Origin of the sequence: Paraperibacillus esterisolvens, assembly GCF_046237625.1 — a bacterium.
In the GTDB taxonomy this organism is placed as follows: Bacteria; Bacillota; Bacilli; order Bacillales; family DSM-1321; genus Paraperibacillus; species Paraperibacillus esterisolvens.
In genome coordinates, this window is the sequence record NZ_CP143545.1 from 1,441,422 (window position 1) to 1,465,309 (window position 23,888).

Genomic DNA, 23,888 nt, shown 5'->3' on the forward strand with positions numbered 1-23,888 from the left:
TGCCTGGCTATATAAACTATGTTACTATTTAGTAGCTTTGCGGGGTGGCAGTATGGAAACTGAAAAGCTTCAGGCAGATGCTTTCATTGAGTATCTGCAGGTAGAAAAGAACAGCTCACAGCATACCATTTCTAATTACCTGAAAGACATTAATGAATTCATGGAATTCATGACTGATCATAAAATTTCCGGATTTGAGACTGTTGAATATACTGATGCCAGATACTACCTGACAGTTCTGCATGACAAGAAGCTTGCCAAAAAAACCATAGCCAGGAAAACATCCTGCCTGCGCAGTCTTTATAAATTCCTAATGCGGGAGAAGGCTGTGCAGTCCAATCCGTTTGCCCAGGTATCGCTTCCTAAAAAAGAGCATAAACTTCCACGCTTCCTTTATGAACTGGAGCTGCAGCCGCTATTTGAAGTCTGTGCTGAAGAAACCCCAATGGGAAAAAGGGACCTTGCACTGCTCGAGCTGCTGTATGGAACGGGCATAAGGGTCAGCGAGTGCTGTTCGGTCACGCTGAAGGATCTTGATACGGGCCTTGGCACCCTGCTTGTTCATGGAAAAGGAAGGAAGGACAGGTACCTGCCAGTCGGAGGCATGGCTCTTGCTGCCGTCAAGGAATATCTAACCATCAGAACCTCACTGCTTAAGGGTGCAGACCATGAGTATATGTTTGTGAATGCAAAAGGGTCCCCGCTGACTGCCAGGGGGGTCAGGTACATATTAGACAGGATCATAAAGAAGGCAGCCAAGGATAAGAGCCTGCATCCGCATATGCTCAGGCATTCCTTTGCCACACACTTGTTGAATAATGGGGCCGATCTCAGGACCGTACAGGAACTATTGGGCCACTCTGAGATATCGTCCACTCAAATATATACACATGTAACAAAGGAACAGCTCAGGAAGGTCTATCAATCCGCACACCCCAGGGCATAGTCTGCCCATTTTATCAAAGGTGCTTGAAAGGAGAACGTTATGGGTAATTTCCATGCTACAACAATATTTGCTGTCCAGCATAATGGTGAATGTGCAATGTCGGGGGACGGCCAGGTTACATTCGGCAATGCAGTGGTCATGAAGCATACCGCAAGGAAGGTGCGCAAGATATTCAACGGCAGGGTCCTTGCCGGGTTTGCCGGATCTGTTGCCGATGCATTCACACTGTTTGAGAAGTTCGAAGGGAAGCTTGAGGAATATAACGGGAATCTGCAGAGGGCAGCCGTGGAACTCGCGAAAGAGTGGCGCAGCGATAAAGTCCTGAGAAAGCTCGAAGCCATGCTTATCGTCATGGACCAAAAAGATCTGCTGCTCGTATCGGGTACTGGGGAAGTAATTGAGCCGGATGACGGCATCCTTGCAATTGGTTCAGGAGGCAATTATGCGCTGTCTGCCGGCAGGGCGCTTAAACGGTATTCGGGTGAGCACCTGAATGCACGTGAAATCGCCAAGGCTGCCCTTGATATCGCTTCAGAGGTATGTGTGTACACAAATTCCAATATCATTGTAGAAGAGCTTTAATTCCGAAAAGGAGTGATAATATGAAGACGACCAGGGAAAACATGACTCCAAGACAGATTGTTGAAAAGCTTAATCAGTACATAGTCGGGCAGAACGATGCCAAAAAAGCAGTGGCGATCGCGCTCAGAAACCGCTATAGGAGAATGCAGCTCAAAGACAGGCTGAGGGATGAAGTGGTACCCAAAAACATCCTCATGATCGGTCCTACTGGTGTCGGAAAGACCGAAATTGCCAGGAGAATGGCCAAACTTGTCGGTGCTCCTTTTGTAAAAGTAGAGGCTACTAAATTTACTGAAGTAGGATATGTCGGGCGGGATGTAGAGTCAATGGTACGGGACCTTGCGGAGACTTCGGTCCGCCTCATAAAAGAGGAAAAAATGCTTGCCGTGAAGGAACGGGCCGAAAGAAACGCCAATGCCCGGCTGGTGGAACTCCTCGTGCCGGCTGCCAAAAAAGCGAACGGCAGCTTTAAAAATCCGCTTGAGATGCTCTTCGGAGGAATGCAGCAGGAGCAGGAGCAGGAAACTGAAACCGAGGATTACAGCATCTATGAAAAGCGGAAGGCTGTGGAAGCAAAGCTCGCAGCAGGTGACCTTGAGAAGGAAATGGTGACTGTTGAGGTCGAGGAACAGGCTCCATCGATGTTTGATATGCTGCAGGGTTCCGGCATGGAGCAGATGGGCATGAACATGCAGGATGCGCTTGGAAGCCTCATTCCAAAGCGGACCAAGAAAAGGAAGCTAATGGTAAGCGAAGCCAGAAAGGTCCTGACCAATGAAGAAGCAGCCAAACTGATAGACATGGAAGATGTTACACAGGAGGCTGTTTACAGAGCCGAGCAGAATGGCATCATCTTTATTGATGAAATTGACAAGATTGCAAGCAAGGCGTCTGGCAGCTCTTCTGCCGATGTTTCCCGGGAAGGCGTCCAGCGTGACATCCTCCCTGTAGTGGAAGGGTCGACAGTCATCACGAAGTACGGGCCAGTTAAAACCGATCATGTACTATTCATGGCCGCTGGAGCCTTCCATATGTCTAAGCCTTCTGACCTTATACCGGAGCTGCAGGGACGCTTCCCAATCCGTGTGGAGCTGAAGAAGCTGACGGTTGATGACTTTGTCCGCATCCTTCATGAGCCGGATAATGCCCTTTTAAAGCAATATACGGCTTTATTGGAAACAGAAGGTATACAAATTGAATTTTCTGACGAAGCTATTCGTAGAATTGCTGAAGTAGCTTTCGATGTGAATCAGAATACCGATAATATAGGGGCTAGAAGGCTCCACACCATTCTTGAAAAGCTGCTTGAGGATCTTTCCTTCGAAGCGCCGGACATTTCAATGGAAAAAATCACGATCACCCCTCAATATGTAGAGGATAAGCTGGGAACCATTTCACGTGATAAAGATCTCAGCCAGTTCATTTTATAAGGCTGGGTACACTCTAAGTTTGAACTGAAACTGTAAGGGTAGTTAACAAATGGATGTTTTCAAAGCTTTTCCTCAAATATCGTAGGTCATTGCATAAGAAATATGTTTATATAAGCCAATATACTTAATGTGGCACTAGGTAGGAGGAAATTTAGTAATGAATTTATTGACTAAAACAAGAACGATTAACAGCATGCTGCAAAGCTCAGCCGGAAAGCCGGTTAACTTCAAAGAAATGGCGGAAAGCCTCAGTGAGGTAATTGAAGCGAATGTTTTTGTCGTGAGCAGAAGAGGGAAGCTTCTTGGCTTTTCTATCAACCAGCAAATAGAAAACGAGCGTATGAAGCAGATGCTTGAAGACCGCCAGTTCCCTGAGGAATACATTAAGGGTCTCTCAACCATCCAGGAAACGTCTTCCAATATCGACATTGAAAGTGAGTATACAGCTTTCCCTGTTGAGAATAAAGAATTATTCAGTGCAGGCCTGACCACCATCGTTCCGATCATCGGCGGCGGCGAACGCCTTGGAACACTCATCCTTGCCAGGCTTGAAGAGAAGTTCCATGACGATGACTTGATCCTTGCTGAGTACGGGGCTACTGTTGTCGGCATGGAGATTCTCCGTGAAAAAGCAGAAGAAATCGAAGAGGAAGCACGCAGCAAGGCCGTTGTCCAAATGGCGATCAGTTCCCTTTCATATAGTGAATTAGAAGCCATAGAGCATATCTTTGAAGAATTGAAAGGAAATGAGGGCCTCCTTGTGGCATCCAAGATTGCCGACCGTGTGGGCATTACCAGGTCTGTAATCGTTAATGCACTAAGGAAGCTTGAGAGTGCGGGAGTCATAGAATCCCGTTCCCTTGGGATGAAAGGTACTTATATTAAAGTTCTGAATTCCAAGTTCCTGGTTGAGCTTGATAAGCTGAAAAGCAGCTGATGAGTCGATAATCTGATGATTTCCTGCAGCTAACTATAAATAAAAAAGAGGTCCGGAAAGAAATTTCCGGGCCTCTTTTTATTTTTTGCAGCAATTGTTTTTCTGAGTCTGCGGAGTGGAAGCAAAATATGAAAGATTCAGCGTTAATGAAAAATGGGAATGTTCAATGACCACCAACACCCAATGCAGTGGCTAATGCCCCGTCTATTGAGAAAATAGTTAAAAAGAATTGGGTTAAAATACCTACTCGAGTAATAAAACTAAAAATTTTATTTTTTTCTTTTTTTAGAGTTTCTTTATGTTTCCTGGATAAATCCACTAATATAAAAACACTTCTGTAACGAAAATGACATAATTGTGTAACTTATTTATAAAAAATAGGACTAATAACACAGTTTTTTGGTGTTTAGGTCATAGACAGCATCTGTAGGTTTAATTACAATAAGTTATGTGTTTCATTTACAAAAAATGGCCTGATTCTACAAAATTCACGTTTTTGTATAATATTTCATGTTGAGGTGGATTCAATGAATCTCTTTTCAAGTTCAATAAATACGCTGGAGCGTGCGCTGGATTACTCTTCTTTAAAGCAAAAAGTAATCTCGCAGAATATTGCAAATGCCGACACTCCAAATTATAAGGCAAAGGATGTCTCATTCAAGGAGATCCTTCAGCAGGAGCAGGGCTCAAGTGTGAAAGCTTACCGCACTAATCCGAAGCATTTTAATTTCCTGGCAGGATCGGGTCAGACCGGGGTCTTTACAAGGAACGATGTGCAGTATAACCACAACGGAAACTCTGTCGATGTTGATAAAGAAATGAGCAGCCTGGCAGAAAATCAAATTTATTATAATGCCGTTGCACAGCAAATCAGCGGAAAGTTTCAAACTCTTCAATCTATCATTAAAGGCGGCAGATGATCATGAGTATATTCCATAGCATGAATACGACGGCTTCCGCCCTGACCGCACAGAGACTGAGGATGGATGTGGTGTCATCCAATATGGCCAATGTGGACACGACGAGGGGCACATACAATGCTGAAACAGGCAAATGGGAGCCATACCAGCGCAAGAGCGTTGTCCTGCAGTCCAAAGAAGGCAGTTTTGCCAGCTATTTTAATAAAGCATCGGGTGCCGATTCAGCCGGAAATGGAGTCCGTGCAGACAGGATTATAAATGATGATAAAACACCTCCAAAACTGGTGTATGACCCGGAGCATCCTGATGCGGATGAAAATGGATATGTACAAATGCCTAATGTGGATCCATTAAGGGAAATGGTTGACCTGATGAGCGCTACTAGGTCGTACGAAGCAAACGTAACAGTGCTTAATGCATCAAAAGGGATGCTCCTGAAGGCACTCGAGATAGGAAAGTAGGTGAAGGATCATGATTAACGGATTGAATGCCCTGCAGTCTTTTAAGGCGGAGGCACCAGATTTAAAAAGCCAGATGAATACACTCAGTACACCGTTCGAAGCACAATCGAATTTTGCGTCCGTACTTAAAGATTCAATTGAAAAAATCAATGAAACGCAAAAAGCGTCTGAACAGATGACAACGAAGCTTGCCATGGGGGAGAATGTAGACCTTCACCAGGTTATGATCGCTTCACAGAAGGCAGGGGTAACCCTGCAGGCAGCGATGGAAGTGCGGAATAAAGTGGTAGAAGCATACCAGGAAGTAATGAGGATGCAGGTGTAGTGCTGCATGAAGCAGACTTTCGATATAAGAATCATAGATAAACCGGGGGAACAGGATGAACGCATTTATTGGAAATTTTAAAAATAAAATAACTGGGTTTTGGAGCAGGAGATCGAGCAGACAAAGAACTTTGCTGATCACCTCTGTCATCCTGGGACTGCTGCTCATCACTGCGGCTGCCATATTTTCTACAAAGAAGAACATGGTTCCTCTCTATAGCAATCTGGCACCCTCTGAAACTGGGACTATCAAGGAAAATTTGGATGGCAGGGGAATTCCATCTGAAATCGCCGATGAAGGAAAAACAATCCTTGTCCCGGATGAAAACGTAGATGCCTTGAAAGTGGAACTGGCTGCGGAAGGCATTCCGGAATCTGGCAGCATTGACTATTCATTCTTCAGCCAGAATGCCGGCTTCGGTATGACTGACAACGAATTTCAGGTAGTCAAGCTGGACTCCATGCAGACAGAGCTGTCCAATTTGATAAAAGGGATTGACGGAGTGGAAGAAGCCAAGGTTATGCTCAGCCTTCCGGAAAAGGGGATATTCGTTAGTGATTCAGCGGAAGAAGCGTCTGCCTCCATTGTGCTGAAGACAAAGCCCGGTTACAAATTCCAGGAGGGTCAGATCAAGTCACTTTATCACCTTGTAGCAAAAAGTGTACCTAACCTGCCTGAGGATAATATCGTCATCATGAATCAGAATTTTGAGTATTTTGATCTTAAAAATGAAAATAATTTTCAATCTGGAACAGTCTTTACAGCTCAGCATGAGATGAAAAAAGAAATTGAACGGGATATTCAGCGCCAGGTGCAGAACATGCTCGGTACCCTGATGGGAAGGGATAAGGTGGTTGTCTCAGTAACCGCTGATGTAGACTTTACCCAAGAAAACAGAGAAGAAAACCTCGTAGAACCGGTTGATAAGGAAAATATGAAAGGCATTGCGCTGAGTGCCCAAAAAATAACAGAAACCTTTTCTGGCGAAGGTGCTGCTCCAGGCGGGACTCCGCAGGCGGAAGATACATCAGATACACTGGTTTCTAACTATGCTTCAGGCTCAAACCAGAACGGGGATTATGAAAAGATAGAAGATACCATCAACTATGAGATCAACAGAATCAAGAAAGATATCGTGGAAAGTCCATATAAGCTCCGGGATCTTGGTATCCAGGTCATGGTCGAACCGCCGAAAAAGAATGATATTAATTCTCTCCCTCAAGAAAGGGTGGATGATATCACTAAGGTGCTTGGCACGATTGTCCGTACTTCCATCGATAAAGAGTATCTTCCGGAAACCGTCACAGATCAGGATATCAATAACAAGATTGCTGTATCGGTGCAGCCTTTCAATGGGAAGATGGAGTTCACTGATGAACAGGGAAATAAAATTCCGTTATGGGCATACATTGCCGGCGGTATCCTGCTGGCAGCCCTTATTGTTGTAATTGTGATTCTGCTCCGTAGAAGAAGAGATGAGACAGAAGAAGAAATCATCATTGAAGAACAGATCGATCTTAATGTACCTGACGTCACTGAAGAAAACGAGACAGAAGGAACTTTACGTAAAAAGCAGCTGGAGAAATTGGCAAAGGAACGCCCTGAAGAGTTTGCTAAATTGCTGAGAACATGGATTACAGAGGATTAGGAGGAGACGAGATTGTCGGTAAAAGAGAAAAAAGGCGCACTAAGCGGTAAACAGAAGGCAGCCATACTGCTGATTTCCCTTGGTCCTGATGTTTCAGCTTCTGTGTACAAGCATCTGTCTGAAGAGGAAATAGAAAGACTGACGCTTGAAATATCCGGGGTCAGGAAAGTGGACTCAAAGAATAAAGAAGAAATCATGGAAGAGTTCCATAATATTGCAATCGCCCAGGATTATATCAGCCAGGGTGGTATCGGATATGCCAAGCAGGTCCTCGAAAAGGCGCTTGGCAACGATCAGGCGGCAGCCATCATTAACAGGCTTACTTCTTCCTTGCAGGTGCGCCCATTCGATTTTGCCAGAAAAGCCGATCCGGGCCAGATTTTAAATTTTATACAGAATGAACATCCACAGACCATAGCACTCATTCTTTCTTACCTTGATCCTGCCCAGGCCGGCCAGATACTCTCAGAGCTGCCTCAGGAAGTTCAGGCAGACATCGCCAGGAGGATTGCAGTGATGGACAGCACATCACCGGAAATCATCAATGAAGTCGAGCAGATATTGGAACGCAAGCTGTCGGCCACCGTTACACAGGATTACACCCAGACCGGCGGGGTCGAGGCGGTTGTTGAGGTATTGAACGGAGTAGACAGGGCAACAGAAAGGACAATCCTTGATGCACTGGAGATTCAGGATCCGGAGCTTGCCGAAGAAATCAAGAAAAGAATGTTTGTGTTTGAAGATATCGTAACCCTCGACTCCAGGGCAATCCAGAGAGTTATCCGTGATGCGGAGAATGAAGATCTTATGCTCAGCCTAAAGGTTTCAAGTGAAGAAGTAAAAGACATTGTCTTTAAGAATATGTCCAAACGCATGGTGGATACATTCAGAGAGGAAATGGAATATATGGGACCAGTAAGGCTTCGTGATGTCGAAGAAGCACAATCGAGAATCGTGGCGGTAATCAGGCGTCTTGAAGAGACAGGAGAAATCGTGATTGCACGCGGCGGAGGAGATGACATCATTGTCTAGAATCATAAAATCTGCTCATTCCTATAAAGAACCTTCGAATAAGACGATAAGCATCCGGAAGCTCGAATCATTCTTGATTTCAAGCGAGGAAGCCTCCACAACCTTTTCGCCGGCTCCGGATATTGACCATGTGCTGGAAGCGGAGAAAAGAGCCGAAGAAATCATTTCACACGCAAATGCAGAAGCAGATAAGATCAGGAGCTATGCAGAATCCGAGAAACAGAGATGGGAAGACGAATTGCTTCCTGCGTGGAAAGAGCAGGCCTGGCAGGAAGGTTTTTTGGAAGGACGGCAGGCCGGACAAGATGAAATAGCGGGAGAAATGGCAGAACAATTACAGACAGCCCGGGATACAGTAGATCAAGCGCGCCTGGATTATAAAGCTCATATAGAATCGTCAGAATCTGCCATCCTTTCATTAAGTATAAAAGTCGCCGAAAAAATCATAGGCATCAAGCTTTCAGAATCAGCTGAACATTTTCTGCCCCTGGTGAAAAGGGCAGTGAAGGAAGCCCGGGAATTTAAAGAAGTCCAGCTTCATATCCATCCTTCCCGTTATGGCTTCCTGCTAGCGGAAAAGGAGAGCCTAAGCTCCCTCTTCCCAAGGGAAACAGACTTTTACATTTATCCTAATGATGACATCGATGAACAGGGCTGTGTGATTGAATCCAGCCACGGCCGGATTGACGCAGGCGTAGACAGCCAGCTTCTGGAGATTAAGGAAAAGCTGCTAAAGCTGTTAGAGGGAGAGTAAAAAGTGAAAGCATGTGACTTGCTTCCAATGATAGATGACGTGAATACTTTCAAGCATTATGGCAGAGTCAAGCGGGTCGTAGGGTTGATGATTGAGTCTCAGGGACCTGAGAGCTCAGTCGGGGATGTCTGTTATATCCATACTGGGAACAAGGGGAAAAAGAATAAGATAAGGGCCGAAGTCGTCGGCTTTAAGGATGAAAATGTGATTCTGATGCCATATACAGCTGTCAGTGATATTTCGCCGGGAAGCCTTGTAGAAACAACGTCCAGCCCGCTCGAAATTAAGGTTGGGGCCGAACTCATCGGCAGTGTGATCGATTCTTTGGGCATGCCCCTCGATGGATCTTCACTGCCAAGGGGACTTGCATCTGTACCGACTGAACAAGATCCTCCGAATCCAATGGAAAGGCCACCCATTTCAGAAAGCATTGATGTAGGGGTGCGTATGATCGATTCCCTTCTTACTGTTGGAAATGGCCAGCGGGTCGGGATTTTTGCAGGCGGTGGTGTTGGCAAAAGTACGTTACTTGGCATGATAGCCCGTAATACTAAGGCTGATTTAAACGTCATAGGCCTGATAGGGGAACGGGGAAGGGAAGTCCGGGAATTCATCGAACGGGACCTTGGCCCCGAAGGACTGAGAAGGTCAATCGTCGTTGTGGCAACTTCTGATTCTCCGGCACTCATGAGGATTAAGGGAGCCTTTACTGCTACAGCCATTGCCGAGTATTTCCGTGATAAAGGCCTGAATGTCATGCTGATGATGGATTCAGTGACACGGGTGGCGATGGCACAGCGCGAAATCGGGCTTGCTGTCGGAGAGCCGCCGACCACAAAGGGGTATACGCCTTCAGTATTCGGAATCCTGCCGCGCCTTCTGGAAAGGACAGGAACAAATGTACATGGCTCCATCACTGCCTTTTATACGGTGCTTGTGGATGGGGATGATATGAATGAGCCGATTGCTGATACAGTCAGGGGGATATTGGACGGCCATTTTGTCCTGGACCGTTCACTTGCCAACAAGGGCCAATACCCAGCAATTAATGTGCTGAAAAGCATTAGCAGAATCATGAACAATATTGCGGATGGCCGGCATGTCAAAATGGCTGAAAGATTAAGAGAATTGCTTTCTACTTACATCAATTCAGAAGACCTGATCAATATCGGTGCCTATAAAAGGGGTTCTTCCAAAGAGATTGACGAAGCCATCATGAAATATCCCGAAATCATCTCATTTCTCAAACAGAGTACAAGTGAAAAGGTCTCAAAGGATGAGAGTATCCAGAGGCTTTTGGAGTTAATGGAGGGCAGTGAATAGCCATGCAATATCAATATAAGTTTGAGAAACTTCTATCCTTAAAGGAAAAAGAGAAAAGAGATGCTTTTTCTAAATACAGCGAATCATTGAAGCAGTTTGAAGAATCTGCGGAAAAGCTGTACAGATTGCTGAAGAAAAAAGAAGATCATCATTCATTTCAGCAGGAAAAGCTGAAAGCCGGAATGCCCGTGCAGGATATCAGGCATCATCAGCAATTTATGGAAAATCTTGAGAAAATCATCAGTCATCAGCAAAAAATGGTGATCGATGCCAGACTTAAGATGAACCTTCTTCAGGAAAAACTGGCTGAATCCAATATGGAAGTACGCAAATATGAAAAAATCAAAGAAAAAGACCTGGAAAACTTTTTGGGTGTGATCAAGTTTGAAGAAAGCCGGCAGATGGACGAGATCTCTATCCAACAGTATGTAAGCCGGGAAATGTAGGTGAGAAATTGGACAAGGAATTAGAGCTTGAGGAGAAAAGGCAGAATAGGCTTCAATGGTTCATTTTCGTAATCCTCATTCCTCTTATCGCAGCAAGCATATTTACAATCGTTATCCTGAAGGCCGCCGGGATAGATGCAGGTAAGGCTGCCAGAGGCTTAGGGGAAAAGATTCCGGGAATCAAAGAACTCGTTAAAGAGGAAGAAAAACCCTCAACCAAAAGATATGAAACCCAGATTGCGAGTCTGCAGGGTACATTAAAAAAAAATGAAGCGAAAATATCCCAGCTGGAAAGCATCATAGACAGCCGCGACAAAGTGATCAACAGCAATGAAATTGAAAAACAAAGGCTGGAACAGGAGATTGTTGAACAAACCAGGGCCAAGGATGAGAATAAAAAAGCATTCAAGGACATCATCCAGACGTACCAGAATATGTCCCCTGGAAAAGCTGCTCCGATCCTTTCAGAACTTGATGAAAACGAGGCAGTCAAAATTCTTTCCAACCTAAGCAGTGAAACACTTGCAGCCATACTTGAGAAAATGGAGCCGGCTGAAGCCGCGTCCCTCACTCAGAAACTGACTGTAAATGTCGAGAAGAAAGGCAGCGGCTCTGCCCAATAATTGAAGGGGGGTGAAAAAATGAATACAGCCATCAACCTTCAGGTTCTACAGCCAGGCATCCTGGCGGGGGAAACAAACAAGGTGGAGAAATCAGGAAATGCAGGGCTTTTCGGGTCTGTTTTTGCAAGCCTCCAGGATAAAGGTATTACGGTGGAGAAAACATCATCTGCTGATATCCAGCTGCTTGGAGAGCTGAAGGGACTCATCGACCTTCTTTCCACAGGGAGTCTGCAGGACATGGAGGACGGCGGAATCTTTGCCAGGAAACTGGTTTTAGGGGAAGCATCCATCAGTGACCATCCAATGGCGGAAGGGATGATTGCTACAGGTTCTTTAAGATCTTCTATCGATAAGCTTCTGGAGGATTTCGGAATGAGTAAAGATCCGCTTGACGAAGAGGACAGCATAGTAGATATAAACAGCTTGATTGCCTTACTGACCCAGATGTCGGCTATGCCGGTCAAAGAATTAAAGCAGCTCGATATAAAAGCGGTCAAAGAAGTCCTCCAATTCTCGAAGCTTGTGGAGCTATCCGCCCCATTTATGGATATGACTGCAGAAGATTCTGCACTTGTAAAGAAGCTCGCAGGCCTGCTTGAATCCGTAAAGGGGGTCCTGAGTGCGGCAGCCAGCCACAAGGAAACCGGGCACAGCCTGACCACACAGCCGGTCTCTAATGAGGCAGCTAAAAAAATAATCCAGGAAGCTTTTACCCGGATTGAAGGCGTTATAAACTCAAATTCTGTAAAAAAAACCGATACATCCGGGCAGGAATTACAGCCGGTGCAGCCTTCCTTCCATATACCGGCCGCAAAAAATGATCTTCCGGTACTCAGCCTGGCCAAAGGCAGCCAACCGGTAAATCAGGAGCAATTCATCAAGCAGTTTGAAAATATCCTTGCAAAAGCAGGCTTTACAAATGCCAATGGAATGCAAAAATTATTCATCAGGCTGAATCCAGAGCATCTAGGCTCGCTCAGGATTGAAATCATCCAAAAAGATCAGATGGTAACTGCCAGAATCCTGGCGTCTACGAGCGCTGCAAAGGACACACTTGAGCATCATATTCAGAACCTGAAGCAGGCATTCGCTTCCCAAAATCTTCAGATTGAAAAACTGGAAATCTCCCAGGCCATGAGCCAGTTCACAGGCGAGAAATACTTCCAGCGGGAAGGACAGCAGAAGGGCCAGCAGGATTCCGGCCAGTTCAAGCAGGACAGCCATCGGGACGAAACAGACAGCGGCTTTAATGAAACACTGGAAGAAGCTTTAGTAAACATGAAAGTGTAGGTGAATGGATTGGATAAAATACAATCTTCCCTGTTATTGACCAACTATCAGCAGCAGAAAAAACAAAGCTCCGGCGACAATCTGGGAAAAGACGATTTTCTGAAGATCCTGATGACACAGCTGCAAAACCAGGATCCAATGAACCCGCTTCAGGATAAAGACTTTGTTGCCCAGATGGCTACATTTTCTACATTGGAACAGATCACGAATATGGGCAAGTCCATGGATAAGTTTGTATCCATGCAGCAGCAGTCACAGCTGATTTCCTATAATCAATTTGTCGGTAAAAATGTATCCTGGCATAAGGTCACGGAAACTGCCGATGGTCCGAAAGTGGAACAGGGAAAGGGAACGGTTGCATCCGTCCAGTTTAAGGAAGATACAGTCCAATTCATTTTGGGTGATGGGACCAAGCTTGAACCGGGTAATATCTCTGAAGTAAATTCAGCTGCAGCGGGTTCTGACAGCACTCTTATGCAGGCCAGTGAACTGATAGGAAAAACCATTACCTGGCTGGGCAATGACAAGCAGGAAAAAACTGCCGGAGTAAAAGCCGTCGGGCAAAAAGAAGGGAAAACATATCTAGAACTTAATGATGCAGAGGCATCAAAGATTGATGCCAGCCAGATCATTAAAATTTCTTCATAAATGAGGGGCAGCCTGCCATGGAAAAGGTTAATTACAGACCCATTTCTCCCGCTCTGCATCCCTTAAAAAGCAAATTAGGGACAAAGCAGACTGAATTCAGCAACCCAAGCTTTGCCGAACAGCTGAATTCGATTGCCGGCCGCAATCAGGATACACTCATCATCAGTAAGCATGCCAAAGCAAGGCTTGCTGACAGGAATATTGAAATTGATAAAGCGGGCTGGACCAAGATAGGGGCAAAAGTAAAAGAAGCAAAGAAAATGGGAGTAACCGAATCTCTTGTTTTAACTAAAAATGCGGCGCTGATCGTAAGTGCAAAAAACAACACAGTCATCACCGCAATGGACAGAAAAGAAGCGGGATCACAAATTTTCACTAACATTAATGGAACCATCATAATGGATTAGGCTGGACCCGAGAGGGAAGCCGGGCTGCTGACCGACAGATGCAGCCACAAAGAAAGGGGAAAAAAACAATGCTAAGATCGATGTATTCAGGAATCAGCGGAATGAAAAACTTCCAGACAAAGCTTGATGTAATCGGAAATAATATTGCAAACGTAAATACTGCCGGCTTTAAAAAAGGCAGGGTGACATTTAAGGATACGATGAACCAGACGATCTCGGGGGCAAGTGCAGCACAGGCAAACCGCGGCGGAAAAAATCCGATGCAGGTTGGACTCGGTTCCACCATGGCAACCATCGATACCATCCACACCCAGTCAAGCCTTCAGACTACTGGAAGATCACTTGACCTGGCCGTCAACGGCGACGGGTATTTCGTTGTAAAACAGGGAGATGCAGAGTTTTACACAAGAGCCGGGAACATGTACCTGGATGATAAAGGGAACCTGGTAAATGCTGACGGTTATAAGGTACAGGCTTTTAAGATGAATCCAGCCACCGGAGCGGTTACGAATGAATATGGAGATGTGACAGTCAATGTGAATGCGGTTATGTCGCCGACACCGACTGATTCAGCGAAAATAGCAGGTGAATTAAGTGCAACAGCAACAGATGGCACAGATTATGTACAACAAATAGATGTAGTTGATAATAATGGTGTATCGCATAAAGTAGAGTTGAACTTTGAAAAGAATGGTGCAGGCTGGGATGTTACAGGAAATGGAAATCAATTAGGAAGAATTACCTTTAATGGGGGAAGTGCTGCTTCGGACACTAATCCGTGGGTAATTAATGATAATGGAGCAACAATAAATGTAAGAGTCAATTTACAGAATCTTGTACAAAGCGGGAATCAATCAACAGCAATCGTATCACCTAACGGGAATCTTGAAGGCTCCCTTGAAAGCTTCAATATCGGCCAAATGGGTGAAATCAACGGTGTCTATTCAAACGGCCTTGTTACGACACTTGGTCAGGTTGCGCTTGCAAAATTCTCAAATCCTTCTGGTTTGACGAAGGCTGGCGGGAACCTATTCCAGCAGTCCATCAACTCTGGAACTCCGAATGTAAGCACACCTGGCGACGGGCTGGGAACCCTTGCGGCTGGCTCCCTTGAGATGTCCAATGTTGATCTTTCCGAGGAATTTACAGAAATGATCACAGCACAGCGCGGTTTCCAGGCTAATACAAGGATCATCACTACTTCAGATGAAATTCTGCAGGAACTTGTGAATCTAAAACGATAAGGTAAAGGGAGGTAGAGAGCCGGATTCGTCCGGTCCGGCTCTTGGATAAATGATAGAAGTAACAAAATTGAATGGAAAGAAATTTCATATCAATGCTGTTTTTATTGAAACGGTGGAATCAAATCCGGATACAACCATTTCGCTTTCCAATGGAAAGAAATTTATAGTATCAGAGGGTGAAAAAGAAATAATCCATTCTATTACCCGGTTTTATAAGTCAATCAGTATTTTAGGCTTAAGTGCTAATCCTGAATCTGTAGTGAGAGGGGGGGATGAAAATTAAAAAGAAGCTGGTAACTATCATGCTGATCTTAGTCTTGTCCATTACCCTGATCGGCGGCATAGCACTTGTTGTGGTCATGAAGTTTACAGGGGATGAAAAAGCACACGCCCAGCCGAATATCGATGAAATCGTGGAGGCTTCGGTAGAGGTGCCTGAAATTACGACCAATCTGTCCAGCGGAGACTTTATCAGGATATCGTTCACAGTCCAGACTGACGGCAAGGATGCCAAAGAGGAACTGGAGAAAAGAAATTTCCAGGTTAAGAATATAATTGTTTCCGAGCTGTCGGACATGAAGGCGGCGGACTTAAAAGGCAAAGCTGGCAAGGAGAAATTCGAGGAGTTGTTAAAAGGCAGGATCGGCAGCCTGATGCAGGACGGAAAAATCGTTAAAGTGTATATAACCTCCTCCATACTACAATAGCGGTGATCATATAAAGGGTTTTGGAGGTGATGGAAGTTGTCTGGCGAAATTTTGTCTCAAAGTGAAATAGATGCGCTGCTCTCAGCGATCTCTACAGGAGAAATGGATGCAGAAGAATTAAAGAAAGAAGAAACCGAGCGGAAGGTCAGGGTCTATGATTTCAAGAGGGCCCTGCGGTTTTCCAAAGATCAGATCAGGAGTCTCACCCGGATTCATGAGAACTTTGCCCGTGTTTTGACGACTTTCTTTTCTGCGCAGCTGAGGACGTATGTCCAGATTACCGTAGCCTCAGCGGACCAGATTCCTTATGAAGAGTTTATCAGGTCCATTCCTAAGATGACGATCTTAAATATTTTCGATGTACCGCCGCTCGATGGAAGCATTCTGATGGAAGTGAATCCGAACATTGCCTATGCGATGCTTGACAGGACCTTGGGCGGACGCGGTGTCAGTGTGAATAAGGTGGAAAATCTAACTGAAATTGAAACAAAACTAATGTCGAACATGTTTGAAAAAGCTTTTGAACATATGCAGGAGGCCTGGTCTTCAGTTGCTGAGATAGATCCGATTTTCACGGGACTCGAGGTCAATCCGCAGTTCCTCCAGATGGTTTCGCCGAATGAGACGGTAGTTGTCATATCACTGAATACTCAAATAGGTGAGACTACCGGGATGATCAATCTCTGTATTCCGCATGTGGTGCTTGAACCGATCATACCAAAGCTTTCTGTTCATTATTGGATGCAGACCGTCCAAAAAGAACGTCTGCCCCAGGAAGTGGAGTCGCTGGAGAGTAATATTAAGAAAGCGAAACTCCCGGTTGTTGCTGAACTCGGTACGACAGAAATAAGCATACAGGACTTTATGTCCCTGGATACGGGAGATGTCATTGAACTGAATCAGCTGATTCATTCCCCGCTGACTATAAAAGTCGGGGACATACCAAAATTCATTGCACAGCCCGGAAAAGCAAGCAAAAGGCTGGCTGTGCAGATTCTTGATAAATTAGAGGGGGGAGACGAAGATGGTAAGTGATGAAATGCTGTCTCAGGATGAAATAGATGCATTGCTGCGAGGTACGGCTGACTTGGAAGATGCATCTCCATCCCTGAATATTGACGATTATTTTACATCTATGGAAAGAGACACACTTGGTGAAATCGGAAATATTTCATTTGGCAGTTCTGCCACTGCTCTTTCTACACTATTGAACCAAAAAGTGGAAATTACAACTCCTTCTGTTGACGCCATACCTGCTGCGAAAATTGAAGAGGAATTTCCTCATCCATATGTCGGTATTAAAGTCAGCTATACAGTAGGTTTCACGGGGATCAACCTCTTTGTCATCAAGCAGAGTGATGCGGCGATCATTGCGGATCTCATGCTTGGCGGAGATGGGAAAAATCCAGACGAGCTGCTGGGTGAAATTCAATTGAGCGCCGTTCAGGAAGCCATGAACCAAATGATGGGATCGGCTGCAACATCGATGTCGACAATTTTCAATAAAAAAGTTGATATTTCACCTCCAAGCATAGATCTTTTGGACATAAAAGAAGGATCCGGTGCTGATTCAATTCCGGAAGAAGATCTTCTTGCCAGGATTTCGTTCAGGCTTAAGGTTGGCGACTTGATTGATTCTAATATCATGCAGCTGCTTCCGCTTACTTTTGCTAAGAGTCTGGTAAATGACCTCTTGAATCCACCTGTTCCCGAAGCACCGGCTTCTGTTTCCGCCGGTACGGCCGCACAAGTGCCAAATCACACTCCTGTACAGGAGAAGCACCAGCAGCAGGCCACCAGGCCTGAGCGGACTGCAATGCAGGAAAATCATGCTCCTGCCTACAGTGAGCCGCCTGCCTACAGCCAGCCTGTACAGAGGGAATCGCAGCATTTCAGCTCGAACAGTTATTCCGGCCAACAGCAGGTAAATGTTCAGCCGGCTACATTCGAAAGCTTTTCTCCGGCTGCTGTCCACGAACCGGCCTCCGGGAACCTGGATCTGCTCCTCGATATCCCGCTTCAGGTAACTGTAGAACTGGGCAGGACTAAAAGATCGGTCAAAGAACTCCTTGACCTTTCAGCAGGATCCATCATTGAACTGGACAAGCTGGCAGGGGAGCCGGTGGATGTATTGGTTAATAACAAGCTGGTTGCTACAGGCGAAGTCGTTGTAATCGATGAGAACTTCGGTGTAAGGGTAACAGATATCATCAGCCAGTCTGATAGACTAAAAAAATTAAGATAATCTGGGGGAAGAACAATGGCACATAGAATTTTAATTGTAGATGACGCAGCGTTCATGCGAATGATGATTAAAGATATTCTTACAAAGAATGGGTACGATGTAGTTGCCGAAGCAGCGGATGGCCAGCAGGCTGTCGAAAAATATAAAGAGCACCAGCCTGATCTTGTGACCATGGACATCACAATGCCTGAAAAGGACGGTATCGCGGCATTAAAGGAAATCAAACAGAGTGATCCTGCTGCAAAGATCATCATGTGTTCCGCGATGGGCCAGCAGGCGATGGTAATTGACGCCATCCAGGCAGGCGCCAAGGACTTCATCGTTAAGCCTTTCCAGGCTGACAGGGTGCTTGAGGCAATCAGTAAAACACTGAGTTAAGGAATTAAATAGATTAAGAGGGTGTCATATCTTGCTGTTGAAAAAAACGTTAAGGATCCTGCTTCTGCTGTCAATTGCTTTCTTCGGTGTTTCTGCGGGGGCTGATGCGAAGCAAGTGGATAAGAGTGTCAAAGACTGGTATGAACACCCTGACAAACAGGAAGTGAACGGGAATAAAAGCCCGGCCGGCACAGCCAAGAATGACACTAATAGCACGGCCCTTTCATTCTCGGACTTTTTCCGGATGGCAATGGCAACTATATTCGTAGTTGCTCTTCTTTATATAGTGCTTCGCTTTTTAAAGAAGAAGAACAGCACTTTTCAAAAAGCAGGCGTATTAGAAAATCTGGGTGGAACATCCCTTGGCGGCAGCCGGTCCATACAGCTGATAAAAGTCGGGGACCGAATATTGGTTGTCGGTGTGGGTGAAACCATTCAGCTATTAAGAGAGATTGATGATAGAGATGAAATGAACTCCTTTCTGGAACAGCACAATCAGAGTCTCGACGGTATGCTGCAGCCTGCAGATCTCATTACAAAGCTATTGAACCGGAATAAAGCTCAGACATCAGAAAAAAGCTTCGCGACACAGCTGAAAAACCAGCTGGACGAAGTATTATCTTCAAGGAAAAAGGCTATGAATGGGGCAAAAGAAAGGGGAGAAAAGGATGAATGAATTTATGGAGTTCTTCAACACCTCTTCTCCTGAAAATGTTTCCACCTCAGTCAAGCTTTTATTGATGCTCACCGTCCTGTCGCTTGCACCGAGCATTTTGATCTTGATGACCTGCTTTACAAGGATCATCATTGTTCTGAGTTTTGTCCGGACATCACTCGCCACCCAGCAGATGCCGCCCAATCAGGTATTGGTTGGACTGGCGCTGTTTATGTCGTTCTTCATCATGGCACCAACTTTTCAGGAAGTGAATGAGAAGGCATTGACACCGCTGTTTGATAATAAAATCAAGCTTGAAGAAGCTTATGACCGGGCTGCAGTGCCCTTTAAGGAATTCATGAGCGCACATACGAGGCAGAAAGACCTTGAACTGTTCCTGGCGTATGCAAAAATAGACAAGCCTAAAAGCATCGACGACATACCGATTACGGCCCTGGTGCCTGCGTATGCGATAAGCGAATTGAAAACCGCCTTTCAGATCGGGTTCATGATATTCATCCCCTTTCTCGTAATCGATATGATTGTGGCAAGCGTCCTGATGTCCATGGGGATGATGATGCTCCCGCCCGTGATGATATCTCTGCCATTTAAAATTTTGCTGTTTGTCCTGGTGGACGGCTGGTATTTAGTTGTAAAGTCTTTGCTGCAATCCTTTTAAGCAGGTGAAAGAAGAATGAATTCAGAGTTTGTAATATCTATAGCTGAAAAAGGCATCATGACTGTTCTGCTGATCAGCGGCCCGCTGCTCGCTCTGGCACTGGTTGTCGGCCTTTTAATCAGTATTTTCCAGGCTGCCACCCAGATACAGGAACAGACGCTTGCCTTTGTACCGAAAATAGTCGCCGTGCTTATTGGCCTGGTTTTCTTTGGTCCCTGGATGCTGAGCCATATGCTTTCATATACTACTGAAATATTTTCAAATCTTACAAGGTTCATAGGTTAGGGCATGGAAGAGCTGGTTCCTAAATTTGCAGTTTTCCTGCTCGTGCTTGTAAGGGTAACAACCTTTTTCGTCGTATGTCCCATCTTTTCGTACCGGACGATTCCTGCCATGCATAAGATTGGCTTTAGTGTGTTTCTCGCATGGATCATGTATTACACCATTGATGCTCCGGTCCTTGAAATCGATTATGTGTTTTTCCTGCTGGCCATTAAAGAAGCTCTGGTAGGCATTGTCCTTGGTTTCATAGCGTACATGGTTATGGCCGCAGTCCAGATGGCCGGCGGGTTTATCGATTTTCAGATGGGCTTTGCCATCGCCAATGTCATTGATCCCCAAACGGGTGCACAGGGACCGCTGCTCGGGCAGTATCTTTATACGACCGCTCTGCTGTTCTTGCTGGCGACCAATGGCCACCATCTGCTCCTTGACGGCATCTTTTACAGCTATGAGGCTGTCCCGATTGATAAAGTCTTTAAGCCCTTTGGCTCTGAGCCTTTTATGATCCATGCTGCTGAAGTGTTCAATCAGACCTTCCTTGCTGCCCTGCAGATGTCAATCCCGCTGGTCGGGAGTCTGTTCCTTGTGGATGTAGCCCTTGGCATTGTTGCCAGGACCGTTCCGCAGCTCAACATATTTGTAGTGGGTGTTCCTGTAAAGATCATCGTCAGCTTTTTCATCCTGATTGCTGTCTTTGGAGCCTTGATGATGTCCGTCAGAAACCTGTTTGAATACGCATTGGTCTCCATGAGGGGGCTTATGCAGATCTTAGGGGGAGCATAATGAATTTTCTGCATCTTGATCTCCAATATTTTTCCGGTGAAAAAACCGAAAGAGCGACACCCAAGAAAAGGGAAGATGCCAAAAAGAAGGGACAGACAGCAAAAAGCCAGGACGTCAATACAGCGGTTGTGCTGCTGACGGTGTTTTTTACACTGGTGATAACGGGCCCTTCCATGGCGGGTAAAATGATGTTCATCTTCACAGAGTATTTAAGAGACTTTAAGAATATCAACCTTAACCAGGACAGCATACAGCCGCTTTTTACTGGGCTGGTAAAGGAAGTTGCCCTTTTACTTGCTCCCATACTGGGAGCAGCAATGGTGGCTGGTGCGCTTGCTAATTACGTCCAGGTCGGAGTCATGTTCTCAAGCGAGGCCATCCAATTCAAACTGGATAAAATAAATCCCATCAGCGGATTTAAAAGAATCGTTTCCTTAAGGGCGCTGGTTGAATTATTGAAGTCCATTCTGAAGATATCGCTGGTCGGTCTGGTGACGTTCGTTGTTGTATGGGACAGGCTTCCTGAAATCATGCTTCTTTCTCAAAAATCCCCCGGCGATGCCATGGCGGCTCTTGGAAAGATCACGCTGAATGTAGGTCTGTTTGCTGGAGGTGCCCTTTTGTTCCTGTCGCTCCTGGATTATCTTTATCAAAAGTTTGATTTTGAAAAAAGCATAAGGATGTCCAAGCAGGATATCAAGGATGAGTATAAAAACATTGAGGGTGACCCTCTCATAAAATCAAAGATTAAGCAAAGGCAAAGAGAAATGGCCATGCAGAGAATGATGCAGGAAGTTCCAAAGGCGGATGTGGTCATCACAAATCCAACCCATTTTGCCATTGCCCTTAAATATGATGGGGAAAAAAGTGAAGCCCCGACAGTAGTTGCTAAAGGGGTAGATTTCATCGCACAGAAGATCAAGCTTGTAGCAGGGGAAAACGACATCACCATGGTAGAAAACAGGCCGCTTGCCCGCGCGCTTTATGATTCAAGTGAGATTGGACAGGCGATTCCAGAGGAATTCTTTAAAGCTGTCGCTGAAATATTGGCGTATGTTTACAAATTAAAAGGTAAAATTTGAGCAACCGTGATAGGAGAGAAAGTTATGCAAGCAAGAGATTTATCAGTCCTAATGAGTGTCATTTTAATAGTAGCCATGTTAATCATCCCATTCCCAACATGGTTATTGAGCCTGCTTATCATCATAAATATTTCTCTCGCTCTTTTAGTTCTGCTTACTTCCATGAATATGCAGGAACCGCTGCAGTTCTCGATTTTTCCATCACTGTTATTGCTGCTCACATTATTCCGGTTAGGACTGAATGTTTCTACAACCCGATCCATTTTGAGTACTGGTGACGGCGGTGGGGTTGTAGAAACATTTGGGACCTTCGTTGTCGGCGGGAATATCGTTGTAGGGCTCGTTGTGTTCCTTATCCTGATCATTATTCAATTCATCGTAATTACCAAGGGTTCTGAAAGGGTCTCAGAAGTAGCGGCCAGATTCACCCTGGATGCGATGCCGGGTAAACAGATGAGCATAGATGCTGATCTAAACGCCGGCATGATCTCTGAAAAGGAAGCACGAGAAAGACGTGAAAAGGTCAGCCGTGAAGCCGATTTTTACGGCGCGATGGACGGAGCAAGCAAGTTTGTAAAGGGAGATGCGATAGCAGGCATCATCATCGTCCTGATCAACTTAATTTTTGGGATTGTAATCGGGATCATGCAGCAGGACTTAAGCTTCGGGGAAGCTGCACACCACTTTTCGCTTTTATCTGTAGGCGACGGGATCGTAAGCCAGGTCCCTGCGCTTCTCATTTCAACTGCAACCGGTATTGTCGTGACGAGGGCCGCCTCGGAAGGTAATCTTGGTTCAGACATTACCTCACAGCTTCTTGCATTTCCACCTATGCTTTATGTTGCGGGCGGCACCATTGCACTCCTTGGCCTGTTCACCCCAATCAATGATTTAGTGACCCTGCCAGTGGCAGCTGCGCTGATATTTGGGGGGTATATGTCAGGAAGGGCGCCTAAGAAGGAAGAGGCAGAGCTGATGGAAATCGAGGAAGAAATTGAAACAGATGAGATGAAAAGTCCTGAAAGTGTGGTAAACCTTCTTAACGTCGATCCAGTTGAATTTGAATTCGGCTATGGTCTGATCCCGCTTGCAGACACCAATCAGGGCGGGGACCTTCTTGACCGGATTGTCATGATTCGGAGACAGCTGGCCATTGAACTTGGAATCGTGATCCCTGTTGTCAGGATACGCGATAATATACAGCTTAACCCGAACGAATACCGATTGAAGATAAAAGGAAATGAAGCTGCCAGGGGAGAGCTTCTGCTTGATCACTACCTCGCAATGAGCCCAGGGATGGAAGATGATGAAATAGAGGGAATCGACACGGTCGAGCCTTCCTTCGGTCTGCCGGCCAAGTGGATTTCTGAAGAAACGAAGGAACATGCCGAAATGATGGGCTATACAGTGGTCGATCCTCCAAGCGTTGTTTCCACCCACTTGACTGAAATCATAAAACAAAATGCCCATGACCTTCTTGGAAGACAGGAAACCAAGCAGCTTATTGACCATCTGAGGGAAAGCTCGCCGATTCTTGTGGAGGAAGTGACTCCTAACCCGCTGACGATAGGGGATGTGCAAAAGGTGCTGGCCAAGCTGCTTAAGGAAAAGGTATCAATCCGGAATCTTCCGGTCATCTTTGAGACTCTTGCTGATTTTGGCAGACTTTCGACAGATACGGATTTGCTGACGGAGTACGTGAGGCAGGCGCTGGCAAGGCAGATTACCACTCAATATTCACAGGGCGGAGAAAGCCTGAAGGTCATCACCCTGTCTGGTAGAGTGGAGAAAATTGTGGCAGAAGGCATCCAGCAGACAGAGCATGGCAATTATCTGTCGCTTGACCCCGAGGCTTCCCAGGCAATCCTCGAAGCAGTCGCAGGACGCCTTGAAGAAGCGGCGCTCCTTGAGCAGTCGCCAATCATCCTGTGTTCTCCAGCAGTACGGATGTATATAAGACAAATGACAGAACGGTATTTCCCGCACGTGCCAATTCTTTCATACAATGAACTGGAATCGAATGTGGAAGTACAAAGCGTAGGGGTGGTGAATGTAGATTGA

The 23,888-nt window shown here is 45.6% G+C and carries 28 protein-coding genes; all 28 read left to right on the forward strand.

The window, feature by feature from the left end; genetic code table 11:
- Positions 1-52: 52 nt before the first annotated feature.
- The 28 genes from xerC (at position 53) to flhA (ending at position 23,888) form a co-directional block, all read left to right on the forward strand.
- Entirely contained in the window at positions 53-946 is an 894-nt protein-coding gene (xerC, locus tag V1501_RS07330; RefSeq protein ID WP_409292258.1) for a tyrosine recombinase XerC, read from the forward strand.
- Between the two features lie 39 nt (positions 947-985).
- On the forward strand, positions 986-1,528 hold the full coding sequence (gene hslV / locus V1501_RS07335; protein WP_409292260.1) for an ATP-dependent protease subunit HslV: 543 nt from the start codon (positions 986-988) through the stop codon (positions 1,526-1,528).
- Positions 1,529-1,548: 20 nt separating this feature from the next.
- Entirely contained in the window at positions 1,549-2,958 is a 1,410-nt protein-coding gene (hslU, locus tag V1501_RS07340; protein ID WP_409292262.1) for an HslU--HslV peptidase ATPase subunit, read from the forward strand.
- Positions 2,959-3,115: 157 nt separating this feature from the next.
- Entirely contained in the window at positions 3,116-3,895 is a 780-nt protein-coding gene (gene codY / locus V1501_RS07345) for a GTP-sensing pleiotropic transcriptional regulator CodY (RefSeq protein ID WP_409292264.1), read from the forward strand.
- 527 nt (positions 3,896-4,422) lie between these two features.
- A complete protein-coding gene (flgB, locus tag V1501_RS07350; RefSeq protein WP_409292266.1) occupies positions 4,423-4,815 on the forward strand; it encodes a flagellar basal body rod protein FlgB in 393 nt (130 codons plus the stop codon).
- A 2-nt stretch (positions 4,816-4,817) separates the two neighbouring features.
- Entirely contained in the window at positions 4,818-5,276 is a 459-nt protein-coding gene (flgC, locus tag V1501_RS07355) for a flagellar basal body rod protein FlgC (RefSeq protein WP_409292268.1), read from the forward strand.
- 73 nt (positions 5,277-5,349) lie between these two features.
- Positions 5,350-5,601: a flagellar hook-basal body complex protein FliE gene (fliE, locus tag V1501_RS07360; RefSeq protein WP_409293280.1), complete on the forward strand. Its 252-nt coding sequence runs from the start codon at positions 5,350-5,352 to the stop codon at positions 5,599-5,601.
- Between the two features lie 55 nt (positions 5,602-5,656).
- Positions 5,657-7,249, forward strand: a complete 1,593-nt coding sequence (gene fliF / locus V1501_RS07365; protein WP_409292270.1) for a flagellar basal-body MS-ring/collar protein FliF — start codon at positions 5,657-5,659, stop codon at positions 7,247-7,249.
- A gap of 12 nt (positions 7,250-7,261) precedes the next feature.
- Positions 7,262-8,281 (forward strand): flagellar motor switch protein FliG, encoded by a 1,020-nt coding sequence (gene fliG, locus V1501_RS07370; protein WP_409292272.1) that lies wholly within the window; start codon positions 7,262-7,264, stop codon positions 8,279-8,281.
- Positions 8,274-9,035 carry a flagellar assembly protein FliH gene (fliH, locus tag V1501_RS07375; RefSeq protein WP_409292274.1) on the forward strand — a complete coding sequence of 254 codons (762 nt, stop codon included), beginning with the start codon at positions 8,274-8,276 and terminating at the stop codon, positions 9,033-9,035. The genes fliG and fliH overlap by 8 nt, the downstream gene beginning before the upstream one ends.
- Before the next feature lie 27 nt (positions 9,036-9,062).
- Positions 9,063-10,358, forward strand: coding sequence for a flagellar protein export ATPase FliI (gene fliI, locus V1501_RS07380; RefSeq protein WP_409293281.1), 1,296 nt, complete (start codon positions 9,063-9,065; stop codon positions 10,356-10,358).
- 2 nt (positions 10,359-10,360) lie between these two features.
- Positions 10,361-10,804, forward strand: a complete 444-nt coding sequence (gene fliJ / locus V1501_RS07385; RefSeq protein WP_409292276.1) for a flagellar export protein FliJ — start codon at positions 10,361-10,363, stop codon at positions 10,802-10,804.
- Positions 10,805-10,812: 8 nt separating this feature from the next.
- A complete protein-coding gene (locus V1501_RS07390) occupies positions 10,813-11,427 on the forward strand; it encodes a MotE family protein (RefSeq protein WP_409292278.1) in 615 nt (204 codons plus the stop codon).
- An 18-nt stretch (positions 11,428-11,445) separates the two neighbouring features.
- The gene (locus V1501_RS07395) at positions 11,446-12,717 is read left to right on the forward strand and encodes a flagellar hook-length control protein FliK (protein WP_409292280.1); all 1,272 of its coding nucleotides are present in this window, start codon (positions 11,446-11,448) and stop codon (positions 12,715-12,717) included.
- A 9-nt stretch (positions 12,718-12,726) separates the two neighbouring features.
- On the forward strand, positions 12,727-13,365 hold the full coding sequence (flgD, locus tag V1501_RS07400; protein ID WP_409292282.1) for a flagellar hook assembly protein FlgD: 639 nt from the start codon (positions 12,727-12,729) through the stop codon (positions 13,363-13,365).
- 17 nt (positions 13,366-13,382) lie between these two features.
- Positions 13,383-13,772 carry a TIGR02530 family flagellar biosynthesis protein gene (locus V1501_RS07405; RefSeq protein WP_409292284.1) on the forward strand — a complete coding sequence of 130 codons (390 nt, stop codon included), beginning with the start codon at positions 13,383-13,385 and terminating at the stop codon, positions 13,770-13,772.
- Between the two features lie 68 nt (positions 13,773-13,840).
- A complete protein-coding gene (flgF, locus tag V1501_RS07410) occupies positions 13,841-15,016 on the forward strand; it encodes a flagellar basal-body rod protein FlgF (RefSeq protein ID WP_409292286.1) in 1,176 nt (391 codons plus the stop codon).
- Positions 15,017-15,065: 49 nt separating this feature from the next.
- Positions 15,066-15,299 carry a flagellar FlbD family protein gene (locus tag V1501_RS07415; RefSeq protein ID WP_409292288.1) on the forward strand — a complete coding sequence of 78 codons (234 nt, stop codon included), beginning with the start codon at positions 15,066-15,068 and terminating at the stop codon, positions 15,297-15,299.
- The gene (gene fliL / locus V1501_RS07420) at positions 15,289-15,723 is read left to right on the forward strand and encodes a flagellar basal body-associated protein FliL (protein WP_409292290.1); all 435 of its coding nucleotides are present in this window, start codon (positions 15,289-15,291) and stop codon (positions 15,721-15,723) included. Before V1501_RS07415 ends, fliL begins: the two co-directional genes overlap by 11 nt.
- 36 nt (positions 15,724-15,759) lie before the next feature.
- On the forward strand, positions 15,760-16,758 hold the full coding sequence (fliM, locus tag V1501_RS07425; protein ID WP_409292292.1) for a flagellar motor switch protein FliM: 999 nt from the start codon (positions 15,760-15,762) through the stop codon (positions 16,756-16,758).
- On the forward strand, positions 16,748-17,968 hold the full coding sequence (gene fliY, locus V1501_RS07430; protein ID WP_409292293.1) for a flagellar motor switch phosphatase FliY: 1,221 nt from the start codon (positions 16,748-16,750) through the stop codon (positions 17,966-17,968). The genes fliM and fliY overlap by 11 nt, the downstream gene beginning before the upstream one ends.
- Before the next feature lie 15 nt (positions 17,969-17,983).
- Entirely contained in the window at positions 17,984-18,346 is a 363-nt protein-coding gene (locus V1501_RS07435) for a response regulator (protein ID WP_409292295.1), read from the forward strand.
- A gap of 31 nt (positions 18,347-18,377) precedes the next feature.
- Positions 18,378-19,022 carry a flagellar biosynthetic protein FliO gene (locus V1501_RS07440; RefSeq protein WP_409292297.1) on the forward strand — a complete coding sequence of 215 codons (645 nt, stop codon included), beginning with the start codon at positions 18,378-18,380 and terminating at the stop codon, positions 19,020-19,022.
- Positions 19,015-19,680 carry a flagellar type III secretion system pore protein FliP gene (gene fliP, locus V1501_RS07445; RefSeq protein ID WP_409292299.1) on the forward strand — a complete coding sequence of 222 codons (666 nt, stop codon included), beginning with the start codon at positions 19,015-19,017 and terminating at the stop codon, positions 19,678-19,680. The genes V1501_RS07440 and fliP overlap by 8 nt, the downstream gene beginning before the upstream one ends.
- A gap of 15 nt (positions 19,681-19,695) precedes the next feature.
- Positions 19,696-19,965: a flagellar biosynthesis protein FliQ gene (fliQ, locus tag V1501_RS07450; protein WP_409292301.1), complete on the forward strand. Its 270-nt coding sequence runs from the start codon at positions 19,696-19,698 to the stop codon at positions 19,963-19,965.
- Positions 19,966-19,968: 3 nt separating this feature from the next.
- Positions 19,969-20,745, forward strand: coding sequence for a flagellar biosynthetic protein FliR (fliR, locus tag V1501_RS07455; RefSeq protein ID WP_409292302.1), 777 nt, complete (start codon positions 19,969-19,971; stop codon positions 20,743-20,745).
- Positions 20,745-21,827 carry a flagellar biosynthesis protein FlhB gene (gene flhB / locus V1501_RS07460; RefSeq protein ID WP_409292304.1) on the forward strand — a complete coding sequence of 361 codons (1,083 nt, stop codon included), beginning with the start codon at positions 20,745-20,747 and terminating at the stop codon, positions 21,825-21,827. Before fliR ends, flhB begins: the two co-directional genes overlap by 1 nt.
- A gap of 24 nt (positions 21,828-21,851) precedes the next feature.
- Positions 21,852-23,888 carry a flagellar biosynthesis protein FlhA gene (gene flhA, locus V1501_RS07465; protein ID WP_409292306.1) on the forward strand — a complete coding sequence of 679 codons (2,037 nt, stop codon included), beginning with the start codon at positions 21,852-21,854 and terminating at the stop codon, positions 23,886-23,888.

Bases quoted from the DNA above. Each gene is read 5' to 3' on its own strand.
- xerC (WP_409292258.1), top strand. From the start codon at position 53: ATGGAAACTGAAAAGCTTCAGGCAGATGCTTTCATTGAGTATCTGCAG.
- hslV (WP_409292260.1), top strand. From the start codon at position 986: ATGGGTAATTTCCATGCTACAACAATATTTGCTGTCCAGCATAATGGT.
- hslU (WP_409292262.1), top strand. From the start codon at position 1,549: ATGAAGACGACCAGGGAAAACATGACTCCAAGACAGATTGTTGAAAAG.
- codY (WP_409292264.1), top strand. From the start codon at position 3,116: ATGAATTTATTGACTAAAACAAGAACGATTAACAGCATGCTGCAAAGC.
- flgB (WP_409292266.1), top strand. From the start codon at position 4,423: ATGAATCTCTTTTCAAGTTCAATAAATACGCTGGAGCGTGCGCTGGAT.
- flgC (WP_409292268.1), top strand. From the start codon at position 4,818: ATGAGTATATTCCATAGCATGAATACGACGGCTTCCGCCCTGACCGCA.
- fliE (WP_409293280.1), top strand. From the start codon at position 5,350: ATGAATACACTCAGTACACCGTTCGAAGCACAATCGAATTTTGCGTCC.
- fliF (WP_409292270.1), top strand. From the start codon at position 5,657: ATGAACGCATTTATTGGAAATTTTAAAAATAAAATAACTGGGTTTTGG.
- fliI (WP_409293281.1), top strand. From the start codon at position 9,063: ATGATAGATGACGTGAATACTTTCAAGCATTATGGCAGAGTCAAGCGG.
- fliJ (WP_409292276.1), top strand. From the start codon at position 10,361: ATGCAATATCAATATAAGTTTGAGAAACTTCTATCCTTAAAGGAAAAA.
- V1501_RS07395 (WP_409292280.1), top strand. From the start codon at position 11,446: ATGAATACAGCCATCAACCTTCAGGTTCTACAGCCAGGCATCCTGGCG.
- V1501_RS07405 (WP_409292284.1), top strand. From the start codon at position 13,383: ATGGAAAAGGTTAATTACAGACCCATTTCTCCCGCTCTGCATCCCTTA.
- flgF (WP_409292286.1), top strand. From the start codon at position 13,841: ATGCTAAGATCGATGTATTCAGGAATCAGCGGAATGAAAAACTTCCAG.
- V1501_RS07415 (WP_409292288.1), top strand. From the start codon at position 15,066: ATGATAGAAGTAACAAAATTGAATGGAAAGAAATTTCATATCAATGCT.
- fliL (WP_409292290.1), top strand. From the start codon at position 15,289: ATGAAAATTAAAAAGAAGCTGGTAACTATCATGCTGATCTTAGTCTTG.
- fliY (WP_409292293.1), top strand. From the start codon at position 16,748: ATGGTAAGTGATGAAATGCTGTCTCAGGATGAAATAGATGCATTGCTG.
- V1501_RS07435 (WP_409292295.1), top strand. From the start codon at position 17,984: ATGGCACATAGAATTTTAATTGTAGATGACGCAGCGTTCATGCGAATG.
- fliP (WP_409292299.1), top strand. From the start codon at position 19,015: ATGAATGAATTTATGGAGTTCTTCAACACCTCTTCTCCTGAAAATGTT.
- fliQ (WP_409292301.1), top strand. From the start codon at position 19,696: ATGAATTCAGAGTTTGTAATATCTATAGCTGAAAAAGGCATCATGACT.
- fliR (WP_409292302.1), top strand. From the start codon at position 19,969: ATGGAAGAGCTGGTTCCTAAATTTGCAGTTTTCCTGCTCGTGCTTGTA.
- flhB (WP_409292304.1), top strand. From the start codon at position 20,745: ATGAATTTTCTGCATCTTGATCTCCAATATTTTTCCGGTGAAAAAACC.
- flhA (WP_409292306.1), top strand. From the start codon at position 21,852: ATGCAAGCAAGAGATTTATCAGTCCTAATGAGTGTCATTTTAATAGTA.